The organism is Bradyrhizobium sp. STM 3561 (assembly GCF_045571455.1).
Classification (GTDB): domain Bacteria; phylum Pseudomonadota; class Alphaproteobacteria; order Rhizobiales; family Xanthobacteraceae; genus Bradyrhizobium; species Bradyrhizobium vignae.
The window spans coordinates 6,001,019-6,019,493 of record NZ_CP120695.1 but is presented as its reverse complement, the minus strand read 5'-3'; the positions used below and the strand labels follow the sequence as shown (position 1 = coordinate 6,019,493).

Here is an 18,475-nt window from a genome sequence, read left to right as displayed (position 1 = left end):
TTCCAACCGCTTGGCAACACCCTGCCAGCACCATATGCGATTCCCCTACCCTCCAGGGGAGGGTAAGAAAGAGCGCCTCAAATCTTCGCCGCCGCCTTCGGCCAGTATCGGTCGCGCAGGTGCCGCTTCACCAACTTGCCGGTCGGCGTGCGCGGCAGCTCGGCTTCGAAATCGATCGACCGTGGGCACTTGATGGAAGAGAGGCGGCTCTTACAGAACGCGATCAGCTCAGCCTCCAGCGTCTTGTCGGCGCGGCTCATGTCGTGCGGCTGCACCACCGCCTTGACCTCTTCGCCCATCTCCTCGTTCGGCACGCCGAAGACGGCGACGTCGGCGACGTCGGGATGAGTGATGAGCACATCCTCGGTCTCCTGCGGATAGATGTTCACCCCGCCGGAGATGATCATGTAGGACTTGCGGTCGGTGAGATAGAGAAAGCCGTCCTTGTCGAGATAGCCGACATCGCCGAGCGTCGACCAGCCCTTGGCATTGTAGGCCTTCTTCGTCTTCTCGGGGTCGTTGTGATAGGTGAAGGCCGGCGCGTCGGCGAAATAGACGGTGCCGATCTCGCCGACCGGCAGCTCCTCGTCGTTCTCGTCCAAAATCTTGATCTTGCCCACCACGGCGCGGCCGACGCTGCCGCGATGCTCCAGCCATTGCCGCGATGTGCAGACCGTGACGCCGTTGCCTTCCGATCCCGCGTAATACTCGATCAGGATCGGTCCCCACCATTCGATCATCTTCGCCTTGACCTCGATGGGGCAGGGCGCGGCGGCGTGGATCGCACCCTTCAGGGTGGAGACGTCGTACCTGGTGCGCACCTCGTCCGGCAGCTTCAGCATGCGCACGAACATGGTCGGCACCAGCTGCGATTGCGTGACCTTGTATTTCTCGACCAGCCTCAGGAACTCTTCGGCGTCAAAGTGCTCCATGATGATGGAGGTGCCGCCGAGCACGACCGCCATCATGTTGAAGCGCAGGGGCGCCGCGTGATAGAGCGGCGCTGGCGAGAGATACGTGCTCTCGGCGTTCATGCCGCACATGTCGGCGCAGAGCACGCGCAGGAACGCGTTCGGCACGTCGATCCTGTTACCTTCGAAGGCCTTCTTGATTCCCTTCGGACGTCCGGTGGTGCCCGACGAATACAGCATGTCGTAACCGGCGACCTCGTCCGCGATCGGCGTCATCGGCTGCGCGGCGGCTTCCTTGTCGTAGGAGCGGAAGCCCGGCAGCGGCTCGTCCATCATGTAGAAGATCGGTTCGTTAGGAGCGCCTTTGATCAGTCCCTTGATCTGGTCGGCGCATTTCGGCGTGGTGATCACGACCTTGGCGCCGCAATCGGCGATGATGTAGTCGATCTCGTCCTGCTTCAGATAGCGGCTGATCGCGGTGTAATAGAGCCCGCTCCGCTGTGCCGCCCAGCACAGCTCCATGAAGGCGAGGCGGTTCTCCATCAACAGCGCGATGTGGTCGCCGGCCTTCAGCCCGAGCGAGCGGAACAGCTGCGCGCCCTGGTTCGAGAGCTCGTCGAGCTCGCGATAGGTGATCGCCTTGCCGGTGCCGGCCATCTGATAGGCGATCTTGTCGGGCGTGGTGCGGGCGTGGATGGAGGGGTGGGTCATGGCGTTTCCTCAAAACGCGAATGGCGAGTAGCGAATGGCGAATAGGAAGAAGGCCAAACTGCTCTTCACCTACTCACCATTCGCTACTCGCCATTCACTACTCGCTTTATTTTTCTTACAGCCGCTCCACGATCGTCACGTTGGCCATGCCGCCGCCTTCGCACATGGTTTGCAGACCGTAGCGCTTGCCACGCTGGTGCAGGGCATGGATCAGCGTCGTCATCAGCTTGGTGCCGGAACCGCCGAGCGGATGGCCGAGCGCGATGGCGCCGCCGTTGACGTTGAGCCGCTCGGGGTCTGCACCGGTGGTTTTGAGCCAGGCGGTCGGTACCGAAGCGAAGGCCTCGTTGACCTCGAACAGGTCGATGTCGCCGATCTTCATGCCGGCCTTCTCCAGCGCGCGCTTCGTGGCGTGCAGCGGCGCATCCAGCATGATGACGGGATCGCCGCCCATCATGGTCATGTGGTGGATGCGCGCGAGCGGCTTGACGCCGAGCTGCTTCAGGCCCTTCTCATTCACCACCATCACGCCGGAGGCTCCGTCGCAGATCTGGCTGGCGCTGGCTGCGGTGAGCTTGCCGTTCTCGGCGATCAGCTTGACGCCCTTGATACCTTCGATCGTGGCGTCGAAGCGGATGCCTTCGTCGATGTGATGGATGTCCTTGCTGCCGTCGGCGCGGGTGATCTCGAGCGGCACGATCTCCTTCTTGAAATGACCGGCTTGCGTCGCCGCGATCGCGCGCTGATGGCTGCCATATGAGTATTCGTCGAGCTCATCCTTGGAGAGGCCGTACTTCTCGGCCATCATCTCCGCGCCGGTGAACTGGCTGAACACGATGTTCGGATACTTCTTCTCGATGCCCGGGCTCTTGTAATTGCCAAAGCCGTTCTTGGCGGGCAGCTGAGACGACAGGCCCATCGGCACGCGCGTCATCGATTCCACGCCGGCCGCGATCACCACGTCCATCGTGCCGGACATCACGGCCTGCGCGGCGAAGTGCAGCGCCTGCTGCGACGAGCCGCACTGGCGGTCGATCGAGGTGCCCGGCACGCTCTCCGGCAGCTTTGACGCCATCACCGCGTTGCGCGCGACGTTGTTGGACTGCTCGCCGACCTGCATCACGCAGCCCATGATCACGTCCTCGACCTGGGCCGGATCGACCTTGGTCCGATCGACCAGCTCGTCCAGCACCTTCGCGGCGAGATCGGCCGGATGCCAGCCGGCGAGGCGGCCCCCCTTGCGCCCGCCCGCGGTACGCGCAGCGGCGACGATGTAAGCCTCGGCCATTTCGGTCTCTCCCATGTTTGTTCTGAATTGGATTGTCGGGGCGGATTTAAGGGTTGAGATATCGTTTAGTCAATCGATCAATTAACTCTTGTGGTGAGCCGCTGCTTGGGCTTATCTGCGCCCGCTCTTGCCTTGAGAACAGGGATCTCCGTGGCTACCAGCGTACCGAACAGGCTCCCCGGCGGGAAAAATTCCACGGCAGAGAAATTGCTGGTGGCCGCCAGCGAGCTGATGATCGAGCGCTCGTCGATCGAGATCTCGCTCTCCGACATTGCGCAGAAGTCGGGTGCCAACGCCGCGCTGGTCAAATATCACTTCGGCAACAAGGACGGCCTCTTGCTGGCGCTGCTCGCGCGGGATGCCGCGACCGAGATGTCCAATCTCGAATATCTGCTGGCGCAGCCGATCACGTCGACGGCGAAGCTGAAGCTGCATATCGCCGGCATCATCCGCGCCTATCACCGGTTCCCCTACATGAACCGGCTGATCCACTATCTCTTGCACGAGACCAGCGCGAACTCTGCCGACGAAGTCTCGAAATTCTTCGTTGCGCCGCTCTTGGACTTCCACCGCCGCCTGCTGGCCGAAGGCGTCAGCCGCGGCGAATTCCGCCCGACCGATCCGGTGCTGTTCTACACCAGCCTGATCGGTGCCTGCGATCACCTGTTCTTCGGCCGGCACGCGATGTCCCGCGCGACCGGCGTCGGCCCGGTCACCGACGAGGTCTGCCGGCAATACATCAAGCACATGGAAACGCTGATCTGCGGCGGCATCCTCACGCAAGCCGAGGAAGCTGCCGCGGCCGGATAGTCCGGCCAAACGTTCACAAGTCTAGAGAAGAAACGCCCAAGGAAAGGTAGCTCAAGATGCAGTTGAAAGACGTAGCTGTTCTCATCACTGGCGGTGGCTCGGGCCTTGGTGCCGCGACCGCCCGCGCCATGGCGGCCAAGGGCGCCAAGATCGGCGTGATCGACCAGAGCAAGGAAAACGCCGAGAAGGTCGCCACTGAGGTGAAGGGCGTCGCGCTGCATGCCGACGTCACCAGCGAGGAGCAGATCAAGGCTGCGATCGCCAAGGCCGAAGCTGCGCACGGCGTCGCCCGCGTGCTGATGAACTGCGCCGGCATCGGCGGCTCCCAGCGCATCGTCGGCCGCGACGGCGTCTACCCGCTCGAAAAGTTCGCGCGCATCATCAACGTCAATCTGATCGGCACCTTCAACTGCCTCCGGCTGTTTGCCGAGCGCCTCGTCACTATCGAGCCGGTCGGCGAGGAGCGCGGCGTCATCATCAACACCGCCTCGGTTGCCGCTTACGAAGGCCAGATCGGCCAGATCGCCTATTCGGCCTCGAAGGGCGGCGTCGTCGGCCTCACGCTTCCGGCCGCGCGCGATCTCGCCAGCCAGAAGATCCGCGTCAACACCATCGCGCCGGGCCTGTTCTTCACGCCGCTTTTGATGGGCCTCAACGAAGAAGCCCGCAAGAGCTTGGGCGCCCAGGTGCCGCATCCGTCGCGTCTCGGCGATGCCGCCGAATACGGCATGCTGGCGGTGCACATCGTCGAGAATCCGATGCTGAACGGCGAAACCATCCGCCTCGACGGTGCCATCCGCATGGCGCCGAGGTAACTCGCTTACCCTCCCCTGGAGGGACCCCTCCAGGGGAGGGTGGGAGACGGTCTGCGTGTGGCAAGAAAGTGCGAGGCCTCATGTCCCAACCGCTGCTGATCGAACATGACGACGGCGTCGACCGGGTGACGCTGTCCTGACAGCTTGAACGCGCTCGATCCTGCGCTGATCGATGCGCTCAACGCCTACTTCCAGGGTCTGCAGCGCAATCGCGATACGCGCGTCGTCGTGCTGAAGGGTGCCGGCAAGAACTTTTGTGCAGGCCTCGATCTAAAGGCCGCGATGGCGCGTCGTGCCGGGCAGCTTGAGCCGCCCGGCGTCACGGAGTCGCTGGATTCGCAACGCCGCATCGCCGATATCGTGATGCTGATGCGGCGCTGTCCGCAGCCGATCCTTGCGCTGGTCCAAGGTGCGGCGGCAGGCGGCGGGTTTGCGCTGGCGCTGGCGTCCGACATCCGCATTGCCGCGAAGTCGGCCCGGATGAACTGCGCCTTCATCAAGCTCGGCCTCGGCGGTTGCGACATCGGCACCAGCTATTTTTTGCCGCGTCTGGTCGGCGTGTCCGTGGCATCGGAACTGATCCTGACCGGACGCTTCATCGGCGCCGAGCGTGCGCTCGCCGTCGGGCTGGTGTCGGAGATCGTGGACGAGGACCAGCTCGATGCGGCGGCTGAACCCTATGTCGAGGCGATGGTGTCGGCTTCGCCCGTCGGGCTGCGGCTGTCCAAGGAATGTCTCAACATGAGCGTCGATTCCGGATCGCTGGAAGCTGCGATCGCGATGGAGGATCGCAACCAGGTCCTGTGCAGCCGCTCGGAAGAGTTTTCGGAAGGCATCAGGGCCTTCCTTGAGAAGCGAAAGCCTGTCTATATCAAGCGCTGAACGACGAAGATCCGCAAAGGACAATAATTCCGGGAGACGCAAAATGAGTGGAAGCGCGGCGGCGGTGATGACGAAGCCTGCCTTTCGCAAGGTCCAGTGGCTCAAGCGCGACATCGCCGTCGAGCGCCGCGGCGACGGCACGGTGGTGCTGAAGTCGCGCATTCCGCTGCAGCCTTACGAAAAGCACATCCCCGCCTCGCTGGCGAAATGGGCGAAGGAAGCACCCGAGCGCATTTGGCTGGCACAGCGCGGCGGCCCCAACCGCGAATGGCGCAAGGTGTCTTATGGCGAAGCCAAGCGCACCGTGGACGCGCTGACGCAAGGACTGCTGAACCTCAAGCTCGCGGGACGTCCGGTCGCGATTCTCTCCGGCAATTCGATCGAGCACGCGCTGATGACGCAGGCCGCGATGCAGGCGCGCATCCCGGCAGCGCCGGTGTCGCCGGCCTACTCGCTGATGAGCCACGATCACGTCAAGCTGAAATACCTGTTCGACTTGATCAAGCCGGCCGTGGTGATGGTGCAGGACGGCCCGATCTTCGAGAAGGCACTAAAGGCGCTCGACCTCACCGGCGTCACCGTCATTCACGTCGCGCGGCCCAGTGACGGCATCAAGAGCGTCAGCTTTGCCGAGCTCGCGGCAACGCCTGTAACTGCGGATGTCGAGGCGTCGATCGCAAAAATCACGCCGCAGACTGTCGGCAAGCTGCTGTTCACATCGGGCTCGACCGGCATGCCCAAGGCCGTCATCAACACCCAGGAGATGATGTGTGCCAATGCGGCGATGATGATGCAGGTGCGGCCGCGCGATCCCAGCGGTCCGATCTCGACCATGCTGGACTGGATGCCCTGGAATCACACCATGGGCGGCAACGCGGCGTTTCATCCAATCCTGGTCGACGGCGGCACGCTCTATATCGACGACGGAAGGCCGACGCCGGGCCAGTTCGAGGAGACGCTGCGAAACTTGCGCGAGATCTCGCCGACCTACTACGCCAACGTGCCCGCCGGCTATGCCGCACTTGCGGCGGCGATGGAGAAGGACGACGCGCTGTGCCGCTCCTTTTTCAAGAACCTCTCGATCATGGCCTATGGCGGCGCGCGGCTGCCTGACGATCTCTACGAGCGTATGCAGGCCCTGGCAGTGAAGACCACCGGTGAGCGCATCGTGTTCTACACCGGCTGGGGCTCGACCGAGACTGCGCCGACCTCGACCGGCACTTATTGGGACACCGAGCGCGTCGGTCTGATCGGCCTGCCGTTCCCCGGGGTCGAATTGAAGATGGTGCCGTGCGACTCGAAATACGAATTGCGCCTGCGCGGCGTCAACGTCACGCCCGGCTATTTCGGCCAGCCCGAGCTGACGAAGAAGATGTTCGACGAGGAAGGCTTTTATTGCATAGGGGATGCCGGCATTTTCGTCGACGATTCCGATCCGGTGCAAGGCATCATCTTCGCCGGCCGTGTCGTGGAGGACTTCAAGCTCACCACCGGCACTTTCGTGCATGTCGGCTCGCTCCGCACAGATGCGATCGCGGCCACGACTCCCGTGGTGCATGACGCACTAGTCACGGGGCAGGATCACCCGTTTATCGGCCTCTTGGCCTGGCCGAACCTTCATGCCTGCCGACAGCTCGTGGGCAATACCGATCTCAGCTTCGAGGATGCGGTAAGGCATCCGGAGGTGATCGCCTGTTTCAGACGCGGGCTGGAAGCGCACAACCGGGAGTGCGAGGGCGCCAGCAGCCGCATCATCGCGCGCGCCATGCTGATGGTCGAGCCGCCCTCGATCGACGGCAACGAGCTCACCGACAAGGGCTACATCAACCAGCGCGCCGGCCTCGAACGCCGCGCCGCGCTGGTGGAACGGCTCTATGCCGAGAGGCCGGATGAAGACGTGATCGTGCTGCGATGAGTGCGAGTGAATTCGTCATTCCGGGGCGCCGCGTAGCGGCGAACCCGGAATCTCGAGATGAGTGAGTGACCTCCAGATTCCGGGTTCGCGACTGCGTCGCGCCCCGGAATGACAGCAAGAAAAGGTAAGCCGCCATGAACTTCGATTTTTCCGACGACCAGAAGCAGCTCCGCGACCAGGCGCGCAAATTCCTCGCGGAAAAATGCTCGCCCAAAGCGGTGCGCGTCGTGCTTGATGGCAAGGCGCCTTACGACAAGGAGCTGTGGAAGGGCCTTGCCGAGATGGGCTTTCTTGGCGTTGCGATCCCGGAAGAATTCGGCGGTGCCGGCGCCGGCCATCTCGAGCTCTGCGTGATCGCGGAGGAGATGGGCCGTGCCAACGCGCCGGTGCCGTTCTCCTCGACCGTCTACCTCGCTGCCGAGGCGCTGTTGATCGCCGGCAGCGACGTGCAGAAGAAGAAATGGCTGCCTGCCATCGCCGCGGGCGAGGCGATCGGCACGCTGGCACTGTTCGAGGGCAAGGGCAATCCGTCGCCGAAGAACATCAAGCTCATGGCTGCGAATGGCACGCTCAATGGTGTCAAGAAGCCGGTCGCCGACGGCGCCATCGCCGATTTTGCGGTCGTTGCCGCGCGCACCGGGTCGAGCGGGCGCGAGAGCGATATCTCGCTGTTCCTGGTCGATCTCAAGGCCGGTGGCGTCGAGGTGAAAAACCTCACCAATCTCGATCCGACCCGCAGCCAGGCCGAAATTACCTTCACGAACTGCAAGGCCGAGCTGCTCGGCGCGGCGGGCGAGGGCTGGAGTATCCTCACTCAGGTGCTCGACCGCGCCGCGGTGCTGTGTGCGTTCGAGCAAGTCGGCGGCGCCGACCGCGCACTTGAGATGGGCCGCGACTACGCGCTCGACCGCATTGCCTTCGGCCGGCAGATCGGCTCGTTCCAGGCCGTGAAGCACATGCTCGCGGACATGTACGTCTCGGCGACGCTGGCGCGCTCCAACAGCTATTACGGCGCCTGGGCGCTCTCGACCAATGCGGCCGAACTGCCGGAAGCCGCCGCCGCCGCGCGCATCAGCGCGACGCAGGCGTTCCAGCACTGCGCCAAGAACAACATCCAGGTTCACGGCGGTATGGGTTTCACCTGGGAGTTCGACTGCCACATGTACTACCGCCGCGCCAATGCGATGGCGCTGGGGCTCGGCAGCCTGTCCTATTGGGAGGATCAGCTGATCGACCGCATGCGAAAGAAGAATGCGGCTTGAGGATGTCGTCATTCCGGGGCGCGGCAAAGCGGCGGAACTATGATGTGCAATTGCACATCTGAGAATCCGGAGATGAGTGAATAACGTCGGGATTCCGGGTTCGCGCTGCGCGCGACCCGGAATGACGGAGAGAAAACACCATGAACTTCGACGACACCCCACAGGAAGCCGAGTTCCGCGCGACCGCGCGCGCCTGGATCAGCGCGAACGCGCCGAAGCAGTACGAGGAAGAGCTGCGCCAATCCTCTCTTGGTCGCACGCAGCTGAAGAACGCGAACATCCTCGAGGTCGCAAAGGCCTGGCAGAAGAAGAAAGCCGACGCCGGCTGGGCCTGCCTGCACTGGCCGAAGGAATATGGTGGCCGCGGCGCCTCGCCAATCGAGCGCGTGATCTGGCAGCAGGAGGAGGGGCCGTTCGGCCAGCTCTCCCGCATGTTCATCATCGGCCACGGCATGTGTGGGCCGACCATGATGGCGTTTGCGCGCGAGGAGCATAAGCGCACCTATCTGCCGCCGCTGGCCTCCGGCGAGAACGTCTGGTGTCAGCTGTTCTCCGAGCCGGCCGGCGGCTCTGACGTCGCGGGTCTGCGCACGCGCGCCGAGAAGGATGGTGACGAGTGGGTCATCAACGGCCAGAAGATCTGGACCTCGGGCGCGCATTATTCGGACTACGGCATCTTGCTCACCCGCACCGATCCGACCGTGCCCAAGCACAAGGGCCTCACCATGTTCTTCCTGGACATGAAGAGCCCGGGCGTCGAGGTCAGGCCGATCAAGCAGGCAAGCGGCGCCTCCGATTTCAACGAGGTCTATTTCACCAATGTGCGCATCCCCGACCACCAGCGCCTCGGCGAGGTCGGTGACGGCTGGAACGTCTCGCTGACCACGCTGATGAACGAGCGCAGCGCGATCGGCGCGGCCGTCTCGACCGGTTTCCCCGAGCTCTTCGAATATTGCTCCAGCCTGATGCTTGACGACGGGCCTGCGATCGAGGATCGCGCGGTGCGCTCGAAGCTCGCGAACTGGGCGGTGAAGGCGAGCGGGCTGAAATACACCAGCATGCGTGCGATCTCGGCGCTGTCGAGGGGCGAGCGGCCGGGGCCGGAAAATTCCATCGGCAAGCTGGTTGCGGGCTCGATGATCCAGGATGTCGCGACCTACGCGCTGGACCTGCAAGGTGCGGCGGGCGTCGTCAGCGGTCCCGAGGACGCCGAAGTCGCGGGCCGCTTCCAAGCCATGCTGCTGCGTGCGCCGGGCACCCGCGTCGAAGGCGGCACCGACGAGATCATGCGCAACATCATCGCCGAGCGGGTGCTGGGCCTGCCCGGTGATATCCGTGTCGACAAGGACGTGCCGTTCAACAAGATCCCGACCAAGGGAAGGAATTAGCCATCATTCCGGGGCGGCTCGAAGAGCCGAACCCGGAATCTCGATGTGTGTGAGTAACTTCCGGATTCTTCGCGCGTTGCGCGCCCGGAATGACAATAAAAGGGAAGTGCCATGAATTTCGACGATACCCCGCAGGAAGCCGCATTCCGCGAGACCGCGCGCAAATGGATCGACGCCAATGCGCCGAAGGAATTGCAGGCCGAGCTGTCGAAATCCTCGCTCGGCCGCATTCGTCTTGCCAACCACGACATCGTCGATGTCGGCAAGGCCTGGCAGAAGAAGAAGTTCGAGGGCAATTGGGCCTGCCTGCACTGGCCTAGGGAATATGGCGGCCGCGGCGCGACGCCGATCGAAAAGGTGATCTGGCAGCAGGAGGAGGGCGTCTACGGCAAGCTGACGCAGCCGTTCCAGATCGGCGAAGGCATGTGCGGCCCGACCGTGATGGCCTTCGGCAGCGAGGACGCCAAGCGCCGCTATCTGCCGAAGCTCGCATCGGGCGAGGAGATCTGGTGCCAGCTGTTCTCCGAACCGGCGGCCGGTTCGGACGTCGCGGGCCTGCGCACGCGCGCGGAGAAGAAGGGCGACAATTGGGTCGTCAACGGCCAGAAGATCTGGACCTCGGGCGCGCATTACTCCGACTACGGCCTCCTGATCGCGCGCACCGACCCGAACGTGCCCAAGCACAAGGGCCTCACCATGTTCTTCCTGAACATGAAGAGCCCCGGCGTCGAGGTCCGGCCGATCAAGCAGGCCAACGGCATGCAGGAGTTCAACGAGGTTTATTTCACCGACGTCGTGATCCCCGACAGCCAGCGGTTAGGGGCCGTCGGCGACGGCTGGAGCGTGTCGCTGACCACGCTGATGAACGAGCGCATGTCGATCGGCGCGCGGCTTGCGACCGGCGTCCCTGAGATGTTCGAGTTCTGCTCCAATCTTATGCTGGAGGACGGGGTCGCCATCGACGATCGCGCCGTGCGCTCGAAGCTCGCGAGCTGGGCCGCGAAGTCGAGCGGGCTGAAATACACCAGCTACCGCACGATCTCGGCGCTTTCGAAGGGCGAGCGGCCGGGCCCGGAGAACTCGATCGGCAAGCTGGTCTCGGGCATGATGCTCCAGGACATCGCGACCTACGCCATGGACCTGCAGGGCGCGGCGGGCGTGCTCACCGGCAGCGACGAGGAGACGGTACAAGGCCAGTTCCAGCAGATGCTGCTGTCCTCGCCCTCGATGCGCATCGCCGGCGGCACCGACGAGATCCTGCGCAATATCATCGCCGAACGCGTGCTGGGCTTGCCGGGCGACATCCGCGTTGACAAGGACGTGCCGTATAACAAGATCCCGACAAAGGGACGGTGAATATCCTCGGGTCCCGGACGCGGCGCAACGCGCCGCGAGCCGGGACCCAGAATCCCACAATGGGCCCCGGCTCTGCGCCGCATCTGGGGCACGAAAGCGAGACCAGCCATGGATGCTAAAGTGCCCAATACGCGCTACTCCACCGAAGACCGCATCGGCGTGCTCGAAGAGCTCCTCAACGAACGCTACTCCGTCCGCGCGTTTCTTCCCAGAGAGGTCGACCGGGCGACCATCGAGCATGTGCTGACCACCGCGCAGCGCACCGCATCCTGGTGCAACAGCCAGCCATGGCAGGTCATCATCGCCGGCGGCGAGGCCAAGGAACGTTTCCGCAAGGCGATCTACGCCGAGGCCTCAAAGGGCCTCGGCGACGATTACGATTTCACTCCGCCGCGCGAATATGTAGGGGTTTATCTCGATCGCCGCCGCGAGAGCGGCTTCCAGCTCTATAATACGCTTGGAATCGCCCGCGGCGACCGGGCCGCCTACGCCAAGCAGGCGCTGGAGAACTACAATTTCTTCGGCGCGCCGCATGTCGCCATCATCCACACCAACGAGCCACTCGGCATCTACGGCGCGATCGATTGCGGCGCTTATGTCTCCAACTTCATGCTGGCGGCGCAGGCGCTCGGGCTAGGGACGATTCCGCAGGCAGCGCTGGCGCGGCATTCCGGCCTGATCCGTCGCCACTTCAACCTGCCCGAGGACCGCCGGATCGTCTGCGGCATCTCGTTCGGCTATGCCGACCACGCCCACAAGGTCAACGGCTACCGCACCTCGCGCGCGAGCGTGCCTGATACGGTGACGTTCGTTGAGGAGTGATGACGTGCACGAAGGCGGCCGCGCGAACTGCCGCCTTCACGCGTGGGTGTGGCTTCGATGACTGACTGCCGCTATCCACCGCTGCCGCCGATCACGGCCCGCACGGTCTCGTCGGGTCCGAAATCCTCTGCGCCGTCGACGTAGAGCAGTGCGGCGAGTTTTGAGCGGGCGCGGTTCACGCGGCTCTTGATCGTGCCGACCGCGCAGCCGCAGATCGAGGCCGCGTCCTCATAGGAGAAGCCCGACGCGCCGACCAGGATCAACGCCTCACGCTGGTCCTGCGGAAGCTTGTCCAAAGCCGTGCGAAACTCCTCGAATTCGAGATGCGCGTTCTGCGAAGGCTGTGTCTTCAACGTTTTGGCGTAGTTGCCTTCGGCATCCTCGACCTCGCGCCGTCGCTTGCGATAGTCGGAGCGAAACAGGTTGCGCAGAATCGTGAACAGCCACGCCGGCAGGTTGGAGCCGGGCTGGAACGAGTCGATGTTGGCGAGCGCCCGCAGCAGCGTCTCCTGGACCAGATCGTCGGCCCGGTCCGCGTTGCCGCTGAGCGAGATGGCGAAGGCGCGCAGGCTGGGCACGGCCGCCAAGATGTCGTTACGCAGGGAGTCCGTGAGAGGCATTACTCCCTCCCATTGTTGTTGTCGTTGGATCCGCCCTCATTTTCCACGTGGGGTGTCGCCCCCGGCGCATCAAGCTTCTTGATCAGTTCTGCGAACCGGTCCGGAACCCCCTGTCGCACGACGTCGTCGTACATGGCGCGCAACTGATGCCCAATCCGGGATTGAATCTCCGGAGTGAGGCCTCCCTTGCCGGGGGTCGTGCTTCTGCTGGCTTGAGACTTGAGATCTTTCATGACCTGTTCCACGTTTCCCCGAGTTAAGTGACTGTAAAATCGAGATGTTTTCTCAACCGGGAGCCGTTCCCTGGATAGGCACAATTCCAGCTGTGCGAAAAAGTTCCCAGCCCGACGGAACTTTTCTTGAGCTGACGCGTAATCAGCCCAGCAGGGGGAACCCGGGCCCCCCGCGTGACGCCCTGACCTCAGGATTGGATCTCAAGGTTGGCCCGAAGACGAATGGAGTGGGGATGTCCCGTTCACAGCTTGTCGCTGAACACTTGCCGTTGTTGCGCCGGTACGCGCGCGCCCTGACGGGCAGCCAGGCGTCCGGCGACGCTTATGTCGCAGCCATGTTGGAAGCCATGCTGGGAGATCCGTCGGTGCTCGACGAGAGCCACGGACCGCGGGCGGGCCTGTTCCGGCTGTTCACCCAGATCTGGAATTCGGTTTCGGTGAACGACGATGCCGAGGTGACGACCCTGCCGATGCCGCCCGAGCGGCGGCTGTCGAACATCACGCCGCTGCCGCGGCAGGCCTTCCTGCTGCTGTCGCTGGAGGGATTTTCGGAAGAGGAGGTCGCCTTCATCCTCAGCACCGACGTTGCCGAGACGCGGCGGCTTGCGGATGCCGCAGGGCGCGAGATGGCGGCCGAGATCGCCACCGACGTGCTGATCATCGAGGACGAGACTTTCATTGCAATGGACCTCGAGAGCCTTGTGAAGAATCTCGGTCACAATGTCGTCGGCGTCGCGCGCACCCATGCCGACGCGGTGGCGCTCGCCAAGAACAAGCGACCCGGTCTGATCCTCGCCGACATTCAGCTCGCCGATGGCTCGTCGGGCCTGGACGCGGTCAACGAGCTGCTGCGCACCTTCGAGGTGCCGGTGGTGTTCATCACCGCCTACCCCGAGCGCTTCCTCACCGGCGAGCGTCCCGAGCCGGCGTTCCTGATCTCAAAGCCGTTCCAGCCCGCGATGGTATCGGCGGTCGCGAGCCAGGCGCTGTTCTTCCAGCGCAACTCGCGCAACCGCACGCCGAAGGCGCCGGCGGCTTAAGAAGGCCTGTATCGAACACGGGACGGCGCGTCGCAAGGCGCGCCGTTCTTATTATATGGCGGCTTATATGGCGGCGGAGCGTCGTCCTGCTCTGCCTCAGCAGCCGCGGCAGATGCTGCGAAGCATCGAGTTTAGCTTTGTATCATCCGGTCCAGGGGATTTCGCATTCAGCTTGGGCTGGCCCTCGATCCAGGTTTGAAGCAATTTCTCTCCTTCCGGTGACGGCGCCAGGTTTGGCTGCGTCCCGTCGAAAGCTATGAGGACGGTTATTCTCTGTAAATCGTCCTTCGCCTCGGTGGGCGGTTTCGGGAATGGCGCGGATCGCTCGACCATGGCCAGCGTCGCGGCGTCCAGCGGTGCGAAGCCCGTGCTTTCCACCAAAGCGCTTGAGATCAATTTGCCCGAGCGATCGACCACGAATGTCACGCCGGCATCGGCCCTTTGGCCGATCGCCTGCGGAGGAAATACCCTGTTGCGCCAGACGTGCTCGGTGACCGCTTTGCGCCACGCGGCCATAGCCTCGGACTCTGCGAGGCCGGAAGCCGGCGTGCTCAGCATCACCCCGTTCGTCGGCACCTGGAATTTCCGGCCGTTGAAGACAATCGGCACCGTAAAGGAGAACGTCTCGTCCTTCAGCTCCGAAGGCGGCTCGGGGAACGGTTGGGCGCGGGCGACGATCTCCAGCGCCACATCGTCGAGCAGTCGCGAGCCGGTGCTCGCCGCCAGTGCCCGCGAGACCAATTTGCCCGACCGGTCGATGACGAAGCCAACCTTGGCCTCACCGGTTTGCCCCAGTGCCTGGGCTGGAAATAACCTGCTCTTGGCGATGTGTGCTGACAGCCTCGCCTTCCAGGCCTGGGCATTCTCACTCTGCGTATACGTCTGCGCATCGGAAGGGAAAGCCGCAAGCAATCCGAGAAATGCGGCCAGCAAGGGGGATTTCATCTGCATCGTCGCGGATACTAATCGCCGTCCGGTTGATTGCAAGGCGTGTCGCACGCATCGCGCTCACTCCGTTGTGGGCAGCTGGAACGACCGCGATGCCCTGCCGCTTGACGGCGACCAAATTGCCCCCTTGATACGTCGGGCCGATGACATCCATTGCAGGCTCAAGCCGCCGGGAGAGACACGACCATGGATCAGCAACTCCTCGATCGCCTTGCCATTCGCGACCTCGTCGAGAACTGGGTGGTGTGGCGCGATGCTGGTGATTGGGAGCGGTTTGCCACCGTCTGGCACCAAGAGGGCTGGATGTCCGCCACCTGGTTTCAGGGACCGGCGCGGGATTTCATACGCGTCAGCCAGGAGGGGTTTGCCAAGGGCGTGCGCATCCTGCATTTCCTCGGTGGCACGAGCATCGATCTCGCCGGCGAGCGGGCCATCGCCCAGACCAAGATGACGATCTCGCAGCGCGCTCTGGTGCACGACGTGCTCTGCGACGTCGTCTGCACCGGGCGGTTCTACGATTTCCTGGAGAAGCGGCAGGACCAATCAGGTATTAGCAAATGGGGCATCGTCCGCCGCCAGCCGATCTATGAGAAGGACCGGATTGATCCGGTCGATCCTGCCGCGACGCTTCGCCTCGATCAGCAGGCGCTCGCTGCGCTGCCCGAAGGCTATCGCCACCTCGCCTATGCGCAGGAGCTGATCGGCTACAAGGTCAAGCGTGACATGCCGGGCCTGATCGGGCCTGAGGTCGAGAAGCTCTATGGCGAGGGGCGGGACTGGCTGACGGGGAAGGCCTAATAACTCGCACCAAGTGAGCTCCAGACAAAAGTAAGGCGCGACTGGCATCACCACAGTCGCGCCCTACGTCGCCGGCTTATGGGGCAGGGGGGAATAGCCGGCTGCTGAGACGACTCCCGACTGGCAGAGTCGTTCCACGGCTTGCGAAATATTTTGTCGGCCCTGCGGCATTTTTCGCACACGGTTAAGTGATCGTAACGGCCGAGAACCCCCGATCCTCTGCCGGCGTTGTTCCCGCGATCGCCATGGGGCGAGGGACCGTCAGCCATGTCACAGATTCAAAAGGTATTTTTGAGCGCCATCGCGATCGCCGCCTCGCTTGGCGCCGTGCAATTAGCCTCCGGCCACGATCTGGCTGACCGCTGGCAAGCGGTCGCCGCCAAGGCTGACAAGCCGGGCCACAACGTCAATCGCGCCGCGAAGGCGGACCGGCTCGGGGAGGTCCAGCCGGCAGCAGTTTCCACCCGCACGGTGTCGATGCGGTTGAACGACCTTCCCGATACGTCGGTGCTGCTGCGGGTCCCGGCGGTGATCGAGAGCGGCAACGCCAAGCCGCCCGTGCTGCTCCAGAACCAGAAGAAGCCTCGCACCAAGCCGACGATCGCCTGTGAGCCGATGGTCAGCTCCCTGACCGAGGTCGCAAGGCTGCTCCAGCCCGGCCGTTGCGTGACCTGATCCGCGCCCCCTTGTGATGGTGGCTGCGCCGGGGGGATGCTTCACATCCTCTTGATCCGCCGTTGCCTCGCGCTATATCCGGGTTCCTCCCTTTGTTTTGACCGGGTAAGCGCATGACGACGTCAGATACGGCTGTGCATACGCAGCCTTTCCAGGCCGAAGTTTCCGAACTGCTGCACCTGATGGTGCACTCCGTTTATTCGGAAACCGACATCTTCCTCCGCGAACTCATCTCCAATGCCTCCGATGCCTGCGACAAGCTGCGCTACGAGGCCATCGCAAGTCCCGCCCTGCTGGGTGAAGGCGACACGCTCAAGATCCGCATCATTCCGAACAAGACGGCCAAGACGCTCACGATCGCCGACAATGGCATCGGCATGGAGCGGCAGGAGCTGATCGACCACCTCGGCACCATCGCCCGTTCCGGCACCAAGGCGTTCGTGTCCAAGCTGAAAGAGGCCAAGGACGGGCTCGGCCTGATCGGCCAGTTCGGCGTTGGCTTCTATTCCGCCTTCATGGTCGCCGAGAAGATCGTCGTGATCAGCCGCCGCGCCGGGGAGAGCGACGTCTGGACGTGGACCTCCTCCGGCGGCTCCGGCTTCGAAATCGCCCGTGCCAGCGACGAGGAGGCGGCGCGCGTGACGCGCGGCACCGAGATCGTCCTGCATCTGAAGGACGATGCGAAAAGGTATCTCGAGACCTACGAGATCCAGCGCATCGTCACGGCCTATTCGGACAACATCCTGTTTCCGATCGAGCTCGTGCCGGAAGAAGGTGAGCCGCGCCAGATCAATTCGGCGAGCGCGCTGTGGCAGCGCGCGAAATCCGAGCTGACGGCAGACGATTACAAGAAGGCCTATCAGCAGATCGCCTCCGCCTTCGACGATCCCGCCATGACGCTGCATTACCGCGCGGAAGGGCGCTACTCCTACGCCGTGCTGCTGTTCGCGCCCTCGACCAAGCCGTTCGACCTGTTCGAGCCGAACCGCAAGGGGCGAGTGAAGCTCTACGTCCGGCGTGTCTTCATCACCGATGATGCCGATCTGTTGCCGGGCTACTTGCGCTTCATCCGCGGCGTGGTCGACAGCGAAGATCTCCCGCTCAATATTTCGCGCGAGATGCTCCAGAACAATCCGCAGCTCGCGCAGATCCGCAAAGCGGTGGCGACCCGCGTCGTATCCGAGCTCGAAAGCCTTGCCGAGAAGGATCCGGACAATTTTACCAAGATATGGGACGCCTTCGGCGCGGTATTGAAGGAAGGCATCTACGAGGATTTCGAGCGGCGCGAAAAGCTGCTCGCGCTGTCGCGCTTCACCACCACGTCGGGCGAGAAGCGGTCGCTGAAGCAGGTCGTCGCCGACTTCAAGCCGAACCAGACCGAGATCTATTATCTGGTCGGCGACAGCATCGAGCGGCTGAAATCCAACCCGCGGCTGGAAGCTGCGACCGCGCGCGGCATCGAGGTGCTGCTGCTGTCCGATCCTGTCGATGCCTTCTGGACCTCGATGCCATCGGAGTTCGAAGGCAAGCCGCTGAAGTCGCTGAGCCAGGGCGATCTCAATCTCGACCTGATCCCGCGTATCGACGACAAGGACGAGCCGAGGAAGGACGAGCCCGCCGCGGACGAAGCGGCCACCATCGCGGTCATCAAGGCCTCGCTCGGCGAGCGCGTCAGCGACGTCAAGGCCTCGACGCGGCTTACCAGCTCGGCCTCCTGCCTCGTCGCCGATAGCCAGGGCCCCAGCCGCGAGCTCGAGCGCATCCTGTCGCAGCAGAACCGCGGCATGAAGACCAAGCCGATCCTCGAAATCAATCTGCGCCATCCGCTGGTCACCGCGGTCACCAAGGCGCAAGCTGGCTCGAAGGTCGTCGACGATCTCAGCCTGCTCCTGCTCGAACAGGCGCAGATCCTGGACGGCGAATTGCCGGAAGACCCGGCGGCGTTCGCGGCAAGGCTGAACCGGCTGGTGTTACAGGGGCTCGGCGCGTAGCGCCGCAGCC

16 protein-coding genes and 1 pseudogene are annotated in these 18,475 nt (G+C 63.5%); 12 read left to right on the top strand and 5 right to left on the bottom strand.

Going from position 1 to position 18,475, the window contains the following annotated elements:
• Positions 1–77: 77 nt before the first annotated feature.
• Positions 78–1,622 carry an acyl-CoA synthetase gene (locus P6U28_RS28565; RefSeq protein ID WP_407120298.1) on the bottom strand — a complete coding sequence of 515 codons (1,545 nt, stop codon included), beginning with the start codon at positions 1,620–1,622 and terminating at the stop codon, positions 78–80.
• A 115-nt stretch (positions 1,623–1,737) separates the two neighbouring features.
• A complete protein-coding gene (locus P6U28_RS28560) occupies positions 1,738–2,910 on the bottom strand; it encodes an acetyl-CoA C-acetyltransferase (protein WP_122406369.1) in 1,173 nt (390 codons plus the stop codon).
• Between the two features lie 207 nt (positions 2,911–3,117).
• On the opposite strand from P6U28_RS28560, the gene P6U28_RS28555 reads away from it, so the two are divergent.
• The 8 genes and pseudogenes from P6U28_RS28555 to P6U28_RS28520 all read left to right on the top strand — a co-directional run bounded on the left by P6U28_RS28555 (position 3,118) and on the right by P6U28_RS28520 (position 12,160).
• Entirely contained in the window at positions 3,118–3,720 is a 603-nt protein-coding gene (locus P6U28_RS28555; protein WP_122400816.1) for a TetR family transcriptional regulator, read from the top strand.
• Between the two features lie 56 nt (positions 3,721–3,776).
• Positions 3,777–4,535, top strand: a complete 759-nt coding sequence (locus tag P6U28_RS28550) for an SDR family NAD(P)-dependent oxidoreductase (RefSeq protein WP_122400817.1) — start codon at positions 3,777–3,779, stop codon at positions 4,533–4,535.
• Between the two features lie 80 nt (positions 4,536–4,615).
• Positions 4,616–5,417: pseudogene (locus P6U28_RS28545) on the top strand (enoyl-CoA hydratase/isomerase family protein).
• A gap of 43 nt (positions 5,418–5,460) precedes the next feature.
• Positions 5,461–7,332, top strand: coding sequence for an AMP-binding protein (locus P6U28_RS28540; protein WP_129142666.1), 1,872 nt, complete (start codon positions 5,461–5,463; stop codon positions 7,330–7,332).
• Positions 7,333–7,466: 134 nt separating this feature from the next.
• Positions 7,467–8,594, top strand: a complete 1,128-nt coding sequence (locus tag P6U28_RS28535; protein WP_122400820.1) for an acyl-CoA dehydrogenase family protein — start codon at positions 7,467–7,469, stop codon at positions 8,592–8,594.
• Positions 8,595–8,734: 140 nt separating this feature from the next.
• Positions 8,735–9,982 carry an acyl-CoA dehydrogenase gene (locus P6U28_RS28530; protein ID WP_122400821.1) on the top strand — a complete coding sequence of 416 codons (1,248 nt, stop codon included), beginning with the start codon at positions 8,735–8,737 and terminating at the stop codon, positions 9,980–9,982.
• A 111-nt stretch (positions 9,983–10,093) separates the two neighbouring features.
• Positions 10,094–11,338 (top strand): acyl-CoA dehydrogenase, encoded by a 1,245-nt coding sequence (locus P6U28_RS28525; protein WP_122400822.1) that lies wholly within the window; start codon positions 10,094–10,096, stop codon positions 11,336–11,338.
• 108 nt (positions 11,339–11,446) lie between these two features.
• Positions 11,447–12,160 carry a nitroreductase gene (locus tag P6U28_RS28520; protein WP_122400823.1) on the top strand — a complete coding sequence of 238 codons (714 nt, stop codon included), beginning with the start codon at positions 11,447–11,449 and terminating at the stop codon, positions 12,158–12,160.
• Positions 12,161–12,231: 71 nt separating this feature from the next.
• Here the strand turns inward: P6U28_RS28520 and P6U28_RS28515 are convergent, their stop codons facing one another.
• A complete protein-coding gene (locus P6U28_RS28515) occupies positions 12,232–12,780 on the bottom strand; it encodes a sigma-70 family RNA polymerase sigma factor (protein ID WP_018316216.1) in 549 nt (182 codons plus the stop codon).
• On the bottom strand, positions 12,780–13,013 hold the full coding sequence (locus tag P6U28_RS28510) for a NepR family anti-sigma factor (protein WP_162500100.1): 234 nt from the start codon (positions 13,011–13,013) through the stop codon (positions 12,780–12,782). Before P6U28_RS28510 ends, P6U28_RS28515 begins: the two co-directional genes overlap by 1 nt.
• 233 nt (positions 13,014–13,246) lie before the next feature.
• Here P6U28_RS28510 and P6U28_RS28505 point away from each other — a divergent pair, with 233 nt between their 5' ends.
• Positions 13,247–14,053: a response regulator gene (locus tag P6U28_RS28505; RefSeq protein WP_122400825.1), complete on the top strand. Its 807-nt coding sequence runs from the start codon at positions 13,247–13,249 to the stop codon at positions 14,051–14,053.
• A gap of 96 nt (positions 14,054–14,149) precedes the next feature.
• Here the strand turns inward: P6U28_RS28505 and P6U28_RS28500 are convergent, their stop codons facing one another.
• The gene (locus P6U28_RS28500; protein ID WP_245509447.1) at positions 14,150–14,998 is read right to left on the bottom strand and encodes an energy transducer TonB; all 849 of its coding nucleotides are present in this window, start codon (positions 14,996–14,998) and stop codon (positions 14,150–14,152) included.
• 189 nt (positions 14,999–15,187) lie between these two features.
• Between P6U28_RS28500 and P6U28_RS28495 the strand changes: the two genes are divergently transcribed.
• From P6U28_RS28495 to htpG, 3 genes are all read left to right on the top strand, one after another.
• Positions 15,188–15,799: a nuclear transport factor 2 family protein gene (locus P6U28_RS28495; protein WP_122400827.1), complete on the top strand. Its 612-nt coding sequence runs from the start codon at positions 15,188–15,190 to the stop codon at positions 15,797–15,799.
• A gap of 267 nt (positions 15,800–16,066) precedes the next feature.
• Positions 16,067–16,474, top strand: a complete 408-nt coding sequence (locus P6U28_RS28490; RefSeq protein ID WP_122400828.1) for a hypothetical protein — start codon at positions 16,067–16,069, stop codon at positions 16,472–16,474.
• A gap of 113 nt (positions 16,475–16,587) precedes the next feature.
• Entirely contained in the window at positions 16,588–18,465 is a 1,878-nt protein-coding gene (gene htpG / locus P6U28_RS28485) for a molecular chaperone HtpG (RefSeq protein WP_122400829.1), read from the top strand.
• Positions 18,466–18,475 lie beyond the last annotated feature (10 nt).